Genomic DNA, 11,817 nt, shown 5'->3' with positions numbered 1-11,817 from the left:
AATGGCTCAGTTTCATGCGCAGCGTTTGGTTGACCAGCTTCGTCAGTTAGGTATCGAAGATCAGAGTGTATTAGATGCGATAGGAGCTATTCCTCGGGAGATGTTCTTATCGGAGGCAATGCATCACCAAGCGTATGATAATAACGCTTTACCTATAGGCTGTGGGCAGACTATCTCTCAACCCTATATCGTTGCCAAGATGACATCACTGCTTAAGCTTGAGCCTACAAGTAAAGTCTTAGAGATAGGAACTGGTTGCGGCTATCAAACCGCAATTTTGTCTCAATTGGTGCAAAAGGTTTACTCTGTTGAGCGAATTAAAACCTTACAGTGGGATGCTAAGCGGCGTTTGTCGCGACTTAATATCTACAATATTGCGACTAAACATGGTGATGGTTGGATGGGGTGGAACGCCAATGCTCCTTATGATGCGATTATTGTTACTGCTGCTGCCAGCGAGGTACCTGCGGCATTAATCGAACAATTGGTTACTGGTGGTCGATTAATTATCCCGGTAGGAATTGACCAGCAGCACCTATATCAGATAGTAAAAACGGAAACAGGAATAGAGTCATGCTTTATTGAGCATGTAAGATTTGTTCCCTTGGTACATGGAGAGTTAGCTTAACCCTATGAGAAAGTCGTATTGGTCTAGTATTGTTGCGATATGTTTAATTACGCTGTTGGCGGGTTGTGCCCCTAGTTCTATGCGTAATGGTAACCACGGCTATAATAAAAAAGACCGAGGAACCTATCGTGGTAGTTACTACGTTGTAAATAAAGGAGATACCTTATATTACATCGCTTATGTAACCGGCCGTGATGTGAATAAATTAATCCGTTTTAACGAATTAAAATCCCCTAATTCTTTGCGTATAGGGCAGAAAATTAAGCTGTGGTATCCAGATTATCAAGATGAAACAACATCTTACGCTTATTCTAATGCGGGAAGTAAAGCAAGTCACTCAACGCCATCTGCATCAACTACTAAAAAAAGTACTCAAACCAAGGTTGATTCAACATCCACAAAGGGTTATGTTGGTGCTAAACAAAATGCTAACAAGGTTGCAACATCAAGTTCTGCGAATAAGCCGATATCTTCTTGGATCTGGCCAACTAAAGGCCGAGTTATAAACAACTTTGATGCCGGAGGTAAAGGAATAGACATTACTGGGCAACGGGGGCAAGACGTGCTCTCTACTGCAAGTGGTAGTGTTGTTTATTCTGGTAGTGCTTTAAGAGGATACGGTAATTTGATTATTGTTAAGCACAATAGTAAGTATCTAAGTGCTTATGCACACAATGATCGATTACTTGTCCATGAAGGGCAAAAGGTAAAAGCAGGACAAAAGATAGCAACCATGGGCAGCTCAGGTACGAGCGCGGTTAAATTGCATTTTGAGATTAGGTATCAAGGAAAATCGGTTAATCCCGAACGATATTTACCATGACCAGGTAGTTGGCAAGTAAGCCCCACCTGTTGAGCCATTGGAGGCGCTATGAGTATGGATAACACAGCAGCAAAAGTGGAAGACTTGAATCAAAATGGTGAAGAGGCAGAGGTGGCAAGTGTTGAATTAGAGCCCACCGCCAAAGCCCCCGCTCGAGAGGCAAAAGAAGAATTTGACGCCTCAGCAAAGAATCTAGACGCTACTCAGCTTTATCTTGGAGAGATCGGTTTTTCTCCTCTATTAACCGCAGAAGAAGAAGTGCTGTATGCGCGTCGTGCTCTGCGTGGTGATGAGGCGGCGCGAAAGCGTATGATTGAAAGTAACCTTCGCTTAGTTGTAAAAATCTCTCGTCGATATAGTAATCGTGGTCTGGCATTGTTAGACCTTATTGAAGAGGGAAACCTAGGCTTGATTCGCGCGGTAGAGAAATTTGATCCTGAGCGTGGTTTCCGTTTTTCGACGTATGCTACGTGGTGGATTCGACAAACTATCGAACGCGCTTTAATGAACCAAACCCGCACCATTCGCTTATCTATTCATGTTGTTAAAGAGCTCAATATTTACCTGCGCACTGCGCGTGAGTTGTCTCAAAAACTGGATCATGAACCAACAGCAGAAGAGATTGCTCAACAGCTCGATAAACCAGTGGATGACGTCAGCAAGATGTTGCGTCTTAATGAGCGAGTAAGCTCAGTTGATACCCCTATTGGTGGTGATGGCGATAAAGCACTGCTAGATATCATTCCTGATATTAATAACTCTGATCCAGAGGTTTCAACCCAGGACGAAGATATCAAGCACTCACTGATTGATTGGCTTGATGAGTTGAACCCAAAGCAAAAAGAAGTATTGGCAAGACGTTTTGGGTTATTGGGTTATGAGCCATCAACGCTCGAAGAGGTAGGGCGCGAGATCAATCTTACTCGTGAACGTGTTCGTCAAATCCAGGTTGAAGGCTTGCGTCGTTTACGTGAGATCCTACTCAAACAAGGGCTGAATATGGAATCCCTGTTTAACTTTGATAGCGAATAATATAGCAAGTTAAAACAAAAAGAGGGCCTGCATCAAGCAGGCCCTCTTTTTTATCAAACACTTATATCAGTTTCTTTAATCGATATAGTTCTTCTAAAGCTTGTCTTGGAGTGAGCTCGTCAGGGTCTATATCGGCGATGGCTTGCTCAACTTCACTAGGCTCTGGTATCAGGCTGAGTTGGTTCGCTATATCAACGCTCCCATGACTCGATGATGCTTTTGGATCACCGTTACTCAATTGCTCTAATAGGTTCAGTTTTTGACGAGCCTGCTTAATGACTGCTTTAGGAACACCGGCAAGGGCTGCTACGGCAAGACCATAAGATTTACTGGCAGCTCCCTCTTGTACCGCATGCATAAACGCAATTTCATCACCGTGTTCCACCGCATCCAGATGTACATTGGCAAGGCCATTTATCTGATTGGGCAGTTCGGTTAATTCAAAATAGTGGGTGGCAAATAAAGTCAGGGCATTAATCTGGCTTGCTAGCCATTGCGCACTTGCCCATGCTAGGGATAAGCCATCATAGGTACTGGTGCCACGTCCAATCTCATCCATCAATACGAGACTATGTTGAGTGGCGTTGTGTAGGATATTAGCTGTCTCTGTCATCTCCACCATAAAGGTTGAGCGGCCAGACGCGAGGTCATCAGAGGCGCCGATACGAGTGAATATTCGGTCTAGTGTACCCATTGTTGCTGATTGGGCAGGAACATAAGAACCGATATGAGCCATTAATGAAATGAGCGCCGTTTGACGCATATAGGTGGATTTACCCCCCATATTTGGCCCGGTGATGATGAGCATCTTACGCTCAGGAGCCAGCTCTACTGGGTTTGCAATAAAGGGAGCGTCTAACACCTGCTCTACAACAGGGTGGCGACCATTTTTTATTGAAATACCTATATCCTGATGGAGGCTTGGTCGACAATATTCAAGCGTCTCAGCTCGCTCGGCGAGGTTTTGTAATACATCGAGCTGTGCAATAGCATCAGACATTGATTGTAGTGCTGCTAGGTGAGGCAACAGTAAGTCAAAAAGCTCATCCCAAAGTTTTTTCTCAGCCGCTAGAGCCTTGGATTTGGAGTTAAGAACCTTGTCTTCATGCTCTTTCAGTTCCGGAATAATATAACGCTCAGCATTCTTTAGGGTTTGGCGGCGTACATAATGTGGCGGAACCAGATGGCTCTGCCCGCGACTTACCTGAATATAGAAACCGTGTACTGCGTTATATCCAACCTTTAAGGTATCAATCCCATGACGCTCACGTTCATCGCTTTCTAGTTTGTTTAAATACTCAGTTGCTCCATTTGCGAGGTCACGCCATTGATCTAACTCCTGATTATATCCCGGTGCAATCACGCCGCCGTCGCGTATTACGACAGGAGGATTCTCTATAATGGCTTGCTCTAATAGTTGGCAAAGTGCATCGATTGGTTTGGCGTCATCGCGCAGCTGTTGCAGTTTGTGCGCGCTAACCTCATTGATGGTAGATTCAACCTCAGGCAGCATTTGTAGTGCGTTGCGTAAACGAGCCAGATCTCTAGGCCTCGCACTGCGCAAGGCTAAGCGAGCAAGGATACGCTCAACATCACCAATCAACTTAAGGGTAGGGCTTAATTGCTGCGCAAGCCCGGTATCTATAAGCTCACCAATAGCATCTAGGCGCTGGTTAATGACCTCTAGATCGCGAGTTGGTTGATGTAACCAACGCTTGAGCATACGACTACCCATAGGCGTTGCGCTGTAATCAAGCACCTCAGCCAGGGTGTTATCAGTACCGCCAGCTAGGTTTTGCGTGAGTTCTAGATTGCGACGTGTCGCGGCATCTAAAATAACCGAATGGTCTTGACGGTCTATGGTTAATGATCGGATGTGCGGCAGTGCAGTGCGTTGTGTATCCTTAACATATTGGATAAGACAGCCAGCAGCACATAGTCCAAGCTCTGAGTTTTCGACACCAAAACCGATAAGGTCTTTGGTTCCAAATTGTTGATTTAGCTGTTGTTTGGCCGTTGATAATTCAAACTCCCAGCTTGGCCTGCGTCGATTGCCATTGCGCATTTCAAACAAGCGTACCGATTCTAAATCTTCCGGGAACAACAATTCTTTGGGATTGGTACGTTGTAGCTCAGCCAGCATCGCCTCTTCGGTTTGTGGCTCGCTTAGCATGAAGCGGCCGGAGGTAATATCTAAAGATGAGTAACCAAATTTCCCTTTATGTTGATAGATAGCGGCAATTAGGTTGTCCACCCGCTCACTCAGTAAGGCTTCGTCACTAACCGTACCTGGGGTGACGATTCGTACCACCTTTCGCTCTACGGGGCCTTTAGATGTTGCTGGGTCTCCCACCTGTTCACAGATAGCCACTGATTCACCAAGTTGCACCAATTTAGCTAGATAACCTTCAACCGCATGAAAGGGCACTCCAGCCATTGGTATCGGTTCTCCGGCCGAAGCACCACGCTTAGTGAGTGATATATCAAGCAGTTGAGAAGCGCGCTTGGCATCATCATAAAATAGCTCATAAAAATCGCCCATACGATAAAAGAGCAAGATCTCAGGGTTTTCTGCTTTCAACCCTAGATACTGTTGCATCATGGGAGTATGAGATGATTTTTGCTTTTGATTCTTAGTGGTGTTTTTTGTCATTTAATTATTTTAAATCAATTGGTTATAATGCTTGGGATCAGTGAGTCCCGTTAACTATCAAGGGGTTACTACCAGGCAGTTATTGGCAGTTCCGATACTCAATAATGAGATAGGTACTCTATACTGCGATAAGGGACTCAGAGAAGTGGTTAATAAGAAGAATATCAAATCTATAACCAATAAGACACATGTGACATTGACTACGAATTAGAGGTGCTTAGAGCTTTGAGGAAGTATTGCGTTTGGGCATAAGAACGCCCCTCAATAGTTGCTTTCAATGAGAGGCGTTGGGTAAGGTGGTTTGTATCGCCTATATTGTGGCGGCTATGCCTTTAGTTTATCGGCGAAGAAGTCGATGGTGCGGCTCCATGCCAGCTCCGCATCAGGCTCGGAGTATCGACCCGTAGAGTCATTATGGAAGCCATGATTTGCGTCTTGGTACATATACATTTTGTAGTCAGCGCCAATTGCTTTTAATTGCGCTTCATACTCAGGCCAGGTTGCATTTACACGCTTATCAAGACTTGCTAATTGCACCAATAGTGGTCCTTTGACGTTATTTCTTAGCTCTTTTGCGGCTGGCGTACCATAGAAAGCCACACCGGCATCTAGTTGCTCAGGAATGATAGCTGCTAACATATTGACTATATACCCACCAAAACAGAAGCCAACAGCACCTAACTTTCCGTTGCTTAGTTCATGAGATTTCAAGAACGCAGCTGCGGCAAGAAAGTCTTCTTCAATCTTGGCCTTATCCATGCTTTTCTGCATAGCTCTTCCTTCGTCATCATTACCCGGATAGCCCCCAAGTGGATAGAGCGCATCTGGGGCAAAAGCAACGAAGCCCTGCATAGCCAGTCTTCTTGCTACATCTTTGATGTAAGGGTTTAAGCCACGGTTTTCATGTATGACCAACACCACGGGTGCGTTATCTTTAAGTTCACGCGGCACCACTAAATAGCCTTGCCCTTCACCATGCCCTTTCGGAGACTCAAATTTGACATAACTCGCTTTAATTGCAGGATCGTTAAATGATACTTGCTCTGCTAGCGCATAATTTGGAATAAGTGCTGAGGTTAACGTGGTCATCGTAAAGCCTAGAACGGCTAAGCCTCCCAGGCGAGATAAAAATTCGCGACGGTTGATCAATCCATGAGCATATTCGTCATACCAATCGAATGCTTCTTGAGGGATCACTCGCGGTTCAGTTTGTAGTTCATCTTTAATTTGCTCTGACACTCTTTTGTTCCTCTTTGAATGTTATGACATCATAAGTTGATGTTTGTGTAGTAATTGTTGTGCAACTGTTTACGCAAAGATAACGATTTTCGAGGTAGAAATGAGAGTTATTTACAATAATTTACAATGAATACTCGTATGTGTGTTTTTGAGTAGCGGATTAGGGAGCAAGAGCACAAATAGACATATCTAAGCGAAGTTCTATTGATTGTTAGATATGATGCCTAGGATAAACAAAACACATCACGGGGGAGTCTATGAATGATCTTTGTTTGCTTTCACTAAGTAAAGACGTTGGGCAGCTTCTAAAAAAGCAGGGCTGGATGCTGGCGACCGCAGAATCCTGTACTGGTGGGGGCGTTGCGCAGACAGTGACTGAAATTGCAGGCAGTTCAGCATGGTTTGATAGGGCGTTTATTACCTACTCAAATGAAGCTAAACATGAAATGCTAGGCGTAAATCCTAAACTCATTCAGCAGCATGGGGCTGTGAGCGAAGAGGTTGCAACAGAAATGGCTCTCGGGGCTCTGGTGCACTCAAACGCTAGCATTGCGGTTTCGATTACTGGAATTGCAGGCCCAGGTGGCGGTAGCGATGCTAAACCTGTTGGGACAGTCTGTTTTGCTCTGGCTGTATTGAGTGAGGTTATACAGGTAAATACCGTTCACTTTACTGGTGATAGAGGTGAAGTGCGAAATAAGTCTATTCAGTATTCTTTGCAACTTATTGAAAAATATATATAAAATGAATAACGCGGTAATGTTTAACAAAAAATTACGTTTTAGACTAGACACTGTATGAATTAACAGTAATAATTGCTTTTAACAAACGAGTTATCCGTCTTTCTGGAGCAAGTAATGGACGAAAATAAACAAAAAGCACTGGCGGCAGCGCTAGGTCAGATCGAAAAGCAGTTCGGTAAAGGCTCAATTATGCGCCTTGGTGACAACAAAACCATGGATGTTGAAACCATTTCGACCGGCTCACTTTCTCTTGATGTTGCTCTAGGCGCCGGTGGTTTGCCTATGGGGCGTATCGTCGAGGTATATGGCCCTGAGTCTTCAGGTAAGACGACATTAACTCTTGAGTTAATTGCTGCGGCACAACGTGAAGGCAAAACCTGTGCTTTTGTTGATGCTGAACATGCACTTGATCCTATATATGCTCAAAAACTTGGCGTTGATATTGAACAGCTACTTGTTTCCCAACCAGATACTGGTGAACAAGCTCTTGAGATCTGTGATGCGTTGGCTCGCTCTGGCGCGGTTGATGTCCTTGTAGTGGATTCAGTTGCGGCCTTGACTCCAAAGGCTGAAATTGAAGGTGAGATGGGTGACAGCCACATGGGTCTGCAAGCTCGTATGCTTTCTCAAGCAATGCGTAAGCTAACCGGTAACCTAAAACAGTCAAACTGTATGTGTATTTTCATTAACCAAATTCGTATGAAAATTGGTGTAATGTTTGGTAACCCAGAAACAACTACTGGCGGTAACGCACTCAAATTTTATGCCTCAGTTCGTCTAGATATTCGCCGTACCGGTGCTATCAAAGATGGTGATGAAATTGTCGGTAACGAAACACGCATTAAAGTCGTTAAGAACAAGATTGCAGCACCGTTTAAACAAGCTGAAACCCAAATCATGTATGGTAAAGGCTTTAACCGCGAGGGTGAGCTTATCGACCTTGGGGTGAAGAATAAGCTAATTGAAAAAGCAGGCGCTTGGTACAGCTACAATGGAGATAAGATTGGTCAAGGTAAGGCTAATGCAGGTAAATTCTTACGAGAAAACCCTGAAACAGCTAAGACAATTGACAGCAAGCTGAGAGAGATGCTGCTAGCTACTGCTCCTCAGGTTGAAGAAGCTCCAGCAGCCGAGACAGAATAATTTCGCAATATCTATAACAAGAGCCTAAGGGCTCTTGTTTATTTTCTCCCGTCACTAAATTCGAATATGGAGGTCTGTATGTATACAACCTCATCTAAAATAACACCCACTTTCAAGCACTGGTCAGCAAAAGAGGCTGCTCTAAATCTTCTTAGCCGCCGAGATCATGGTCGATATGAATTACAGCAAAAGTTATTAAATAGAGGCTATGAACTAGCTGATATTGATGACGCTGTTTCTTTTTGTTCTGAGCATCATTACCTAGATGATTTGCGTTACGCTAAGAGTCAGGTGCGCCAACATGTCAATAAAGGGCATGGTGAACGCCGTATTCGCCAAGAATTACAGATCAAAAAAGTAAATGAGCAGACAATAGAACAAGCGTTGCAAGCAGAACCCCAAGATTGGTTTGAGCTTGCTGTGCAAACTGCCTATAAAAAGTTTAGAGATGCCAAAGGCTCTGAATCAAAGGATTACGCCAATCAGGTTCGCTTTTTACAGTACCGAGGCTTTAGCTTTGAGCAGATCAAATACGCATTGAGTGAGCAAGAGCAAGAGGCTTAATCGTCTATATTCTCCACCTCAAAGAAACCTCTCCTTTTCTTATTAGTCACTTAATAAACTTAGTTACCCATTACTTCCTCTATCTCTAGGGAGTTAGCACCAGTTATTCACTTTAAATCTTATATTAATTGTGGGTCTCCACCACAGATGAGAAACATAGCCCTAATAGTGAGTGAATTAAGCAAGAAAAGCGCAGTAATCGAAGGCTATGTTGAGCGCAAAAATATAACTGGCGCTAGCATAATAAAGCGACTTAAGTGTAGAATGTGACAAAATTTTCAGTTGATCATTTCAGGAATTGTCGCATGCACATGAGCACCGCAGAAATTCGTACTGCCTTTTTAAAGTTCTTTGAAGGTAAAGGGCATCAGATCGTAGAGAGTTCTTCTCTCGTTCCACATAACGACCCAACCCTATTGTTTACCAATGCAGGTATGAACCAGTTTAAAGACTGTTTTTTGGGTGCAGAAAAGCGTAGCTATTCTCGAGCGACTACGGCTCAACGCTGCGTGCGTGCTGGTGGTAAACATAACGACCTAGAAAACGTCGGTTTTACTGCACGTCACCATACTTTCTTTGAAATGCTCGGTAACTTTAGCTTTGGTGATTACTTCAAACAAGAAGCGATTGAGTTTGCGTGGGAATTTCTAACTGAAGTACTGCAACTACCAAAAGAAAAATTGCTGGTCACTGTCTATGAGACTGATGACGAAGCATTTGAGTTATGGAATAAAGGTATCGGTATCGATGCTGATCAAATTATACGCATTGGTGACAAAAAAGGCGGGAAACCATACGAATCAGATAACTTCTGGTCTATGGGAGATACCGGTCCTTGTGGTCCATGTACTGAGATATTTTATGATCACGGTGAGCATATCTGGGGTGGAAAGCCTGGAACGCCTGAAGAAGATGGTGACCGATTCATCGAGATCTGGAACAACGTATTCATGCAGTTCAACCGTCATGCTGATGGTACTATGGAACCTCTTCCTAAGCCTGCAGTAGATACTGGTATGGGGATTGAGCGTATCTCTGCGATTATGCAAGGTAAGCATTCAAACTACGAAATCGATGTATTCCAAACGCTGATCAAAGCCGCTGCTGATACCATAGGTTACCAAGACCTTACCAATCAATCACTGCGCGTAATTGCTGATCATATCCGTTCTTGCTCATTCTTGATTGTCGATGGTGTTATGCCTTCAAATGAAGGACGTGGCTATGTATTGCGTCGCATTATTCGCCGTGCAGTTCGTCACGGCAATAAGCTTGGGGCTCAAGGTGCGTTTTTCCATAAATTGGTTGGTGTTTTAGCTGAGGTTATGGGTGAAGCGGGTGTTGAACTTAGCAAGCAGCAAGCGCTGGTTGAGAAAGTACTGCGTATTGAAGAGGAAAACTTCGGTCGTACTTTAGAGCGTGGCATGGTAATTCTGGATGAAGCACTCGAGACTCTAAGCGCAAACAACCAAACCGTACTAGACGGTGAAACCGTATTTAAGCTTTATGATACCTATGGTTTCCCAGCTGATTTAACTAACGACGTTGCTCGTGAACGTGGGTTTACGATTGACGAAGATGGTTTTGATACAGCGATGGAAGCTCAGCGTAAACGAGCTCGTGAAGCAGGTCACTTTGGTACTGATTATAACGAAGTGATTAAAACCGACAGTACCACTGAGTTCTGCGGTTATGATGCGACAGTAGCTAGTAGTGAGCTAGAGTCTATTTTTGTTGATGGAGAAGAGGTTGATAACCTTGCCCAAGGACAAAAAGCTATTGTTATCCTTAAGCAAACCCCATTCTATGCAGAATCTGGTGGTCAATGTGGCGATAGTGGCGTATTGAAAACTGATACGGGGCTATTTGAAGTGTCTGACACTCAAAAGCTGGGCAATGCTATCGCTCATCATGGTGTGCTTAGCCAGGGAGTAATGAGTAAAGGCGAAGCGGTGCAGGCGCAAGTTAATGCTGAACGTCGCACGCTTACTTCTCTAAACCACTCCGCGACTCACCTATTGCATGCAGCTCTACGTCAGGTGCTCGGAGAACACGTAGCACAGAAGGGCTCTCTAGTTAAACCTGAAGGCTTACGTTTTGACTTCTCAAACCTAGAAGCAGTAACTGCAGCGCAACTTAAACAAGTTGAGCGTTTAGTCAATGCACAGATTCGTCATAACCACGTTATTGAAACCAATATAATGGATATCGAATCTGCCAAACAAAAAGGTGCAATGGCACTGTTTGGTGAGAAGTACGATGATGAAGTACGAGTGCTATCTATGGGTGAGTTCTCTACAGAGCTCTGCGGTGGTATTCACGCCAATAATACTGGTGATATTGGTCTGTTTAAGATTACTTCTGAAGGCGGCATAGCTGCGGGTATCCGACGTATTGAAGCAACTACTGCCGATGCTGCTATTGATGCATTTGAGCTACAACAACAGCGAATTCAAGATAAGCTTGCTGACGCAAATGCTAAATCTAAAGCACTAGAGAAAGAGATTTCTCAGCTTAAAGATAAAATTGCCAACCAAGAAAGTGCGAACTTGATTGGTAAAACTCAAGAGATCAATGGTAGTAAAGTATTGATTGCTGGCCTTAAAAATGGCGATAGCAAAGCGTTGCGCGGCATGGTTGATGACCTGAAGAATCAGATCGGTAGTGGCGTTATCCTGCTCGCGAATATTAGCGATGATAGAGTTGCCTTGATTGCAGGTGTGACCAAAGACCTTACTTCTAAGGTTAAAGCCGGTGAGCTAGTTAATATGGTCGCAACCCAAGTCGGTGGTAAAGGGGGCGGTCGCCCTGATATGGCTCAAGCGGGTGGTACCGATGTAGCCGCGCTACCAAGTGCAATGAAGTCAGTACTTCCATGGCTGGAAGAGCGTTTGTAATAAATGATAGCTAGTCAGACTACTGAGTAACAGCTTCAGTAGTCAATTGTATGAAAACCAAGCTTTCTGAGAAGAAAGCTTGGTTTTATTCGTTT

9 protein-coding genes are annotated in these 11,817 nt (G+C 44.1%); 7 read left to right on the top strand and 2 right to left on the bottom strand.

Translation table 11 applies throughout. The annotated features are described in order from the left end of the window. Position 1 precedes the first annotated feature (1 nt). The 3 genes from OCU28_RS09485 to rpoS are packed head-to-tail and all read left to right on the top strand — an operon-like array spanning position 2 to position 2,483. On the top strand, positions 2–628 hold the full coding sequence (locus OCU28_RS09485; RefSeq protein WP_261815958.1) for a protein-L-isoaspartate(D-aspartate) O-methyltransferase: 627 nt from the start codon (positions 2–4) through the stop codon (positions 626–628). A 4-nt stretch (positions 629–632) separates the two neighbouring features. Then, positions 633–1,451, top strand: coding sequence for a peptidoglycan DD-metalloendopeptidase family protein (locus tag OCU28_RS09480; RefSeq protein WP_261815957.1), 819 nt, complete (start codon positions 633–635; stop codon positions 1,449–1,451). Positions 1,452–1,499: 48 nt separating this feature from the next. Beyond that, positions 1,500–2,483, top strand: coding sequence for an RNA polymerase sigma factor RpoS (gene rpoS / locus OCU28_RS09475; protein ID WP_261815956.1), 984 nt, complete (start codon positions 1,500–1,502; stop codon positions 2,481–2,483). Between the two features lie 61 nt (positions 2,484–2,544). On the opposite strand, the gene mutS is transcribed toward rpoS, so the two are convergent. Continuing rightward, positions 2,545–5,136 carry a DNA mismatch repair protein MutS gene (mutS, locus tag OCU28_RS09470; RefSeq protein ID WP_261815955.1) on the bottom strand — a complete coding sequence of 864 codons (2,592 nt, stop codon included), beginning with the start codon at positions 5,134–5,136 and terminating at the stop codon, positions 2,545–2,547. 324 nt (positions 5,137–5,460) lie between these two features. Further along, a complete protein-coding gene (locus OCU28_RS09465; protein ID WP_261815954.1) occupies positions 5,461–6,375 on the bottom strand; it encodes a dienelactone hydrolase family protein in 915 nt (304 codons plus the stop codon). Between the two features lie 257 nt (positions 6,376–6,632). Here OCU28_RS09465 and OCU28_RS09460 point away from each other — a divergent pair, with 257 nt between their 5' ends. The 4 genes from OCU28_RS09460 to alaS all read left to right on the top strand — a co-directional run bounded on the left by OCU28_RS09460 (position 6,633) and on the right by alaS (position 11,722). Then, positions 6,633–7,118, top strand: a complete 486-nt coding sequence (locus OCU28_RS09460) for a CinA family protein (protein WP_261815953.1) — start codon at positions 6,633–6,635, stop codon at positions 7,116–7,118. A 114-nt stretch (positions 7,119–7,232) separates the two neighbouring features. Beyond that, the gene (gene recA, locus OCU28_RS09455; protein WP_261815952.1) at positions 7,233–8,261 is read left to right on the top strand and encodes a recombinase RecA; all 1,029 of its coding nucleotides are present in this window, start codon (positions 7,233–7,235) and stop codon (positions 8,259–8,261) included. Positions 8,262–8,339: 78 nt separating this feature from the next. Further along, entirely contained in the window at positions 8,340–8,825 is a 486-nt protein-coding gene (gene recX, locus OCU28_RS09450) for a recombination regulator RecX (RefSeq protein WP_261815951.1), read from the top strand. Between the two features lie 305 nt (positions 8,826–9,130). Continuing rightward, positions 9,131–11,722, top strand: coding sequence for an alanine--tRNA ligase (alaS, locus tag OCU28_RS09445; RefSeq protein WP_261815950.1), 2,592 nt, complete (start codon positions 9,131–9,133; stop codon positions 11,720–11,722). Positions 11,723–11,817 lie beyond the last annotated feature (95 nt).

Origin of the sequence: Vibrio gallicus, from assembly GCF_024346875.1 — a bacterium.
GTDB lineage: Bacteria > Pseudomonadota > Gammaproteobacteria > Enterobacterales > Vibrionaceae > Vibrio > Vibrio gallicus.
The sequence above is the reverse complement of the archived record's forward strand: the minus strand, read 5'-3'. Positions and strand labels throughout refer to the sequence as shown.

Excerpts from the sequence above, each read along its gene's own strand:
- OCU28_RS09485 (WP_261815958.1), top strand. The coding sequence starts at position 2 with ATGGCTCAGTTTCATGCGCAGCGTTTGGTTGACCAGCTTCGTCAGTTA.
- OCU28_RS09480 (WP_261815957.1), top strand. The coding sequence starts at position 633 with ATGAGAAAGTCGTATTGGTCTAGTATTGTTGCGATATGTTTAATTACG.
- rpoS (WP_261815956.1), top strand. The coding sequence starts at position 1,500 with ATGAGTATGGATAACACAGCAGCAAAAGTGGAAGACTTGAATCAAAAT.
- mutS (WP_261815955.1), bottom strand. The coding sequence starts at position 5,136 with ATGACAAAAAACACCACTAAGAATCAAAAGCAAAAATCATCTCATACT.
- OCU28_RS09460 (WP_261815953.1), top strand. The coding sequence starts at position 6,633 with ATGAATGATCTTTGTTTGCTTTCACTAAGTAAAGACGTTGGGCAGCTT.
- recA (WP_261815952.1), top strand. The coding sequence starts at position 7,233 with ATGGACGAAAATAAACAAAAAGCACTGGCGGCAGCGCTAGGTCAGATC.
- recX (WP_261815951.1), top strand. The coding sequence starts at position 8,340 with ATGTATACAACCTCATCTAAAATAACACCCACTTTCAAGCACTGGTCA.
- alaS (WP_261815950.1), top strand. The coding sequence starts at position 9,131 with ATGCACATGAGCACCGCAGAAATTCGTACTGCCTTTTTAAAGTTCTTT.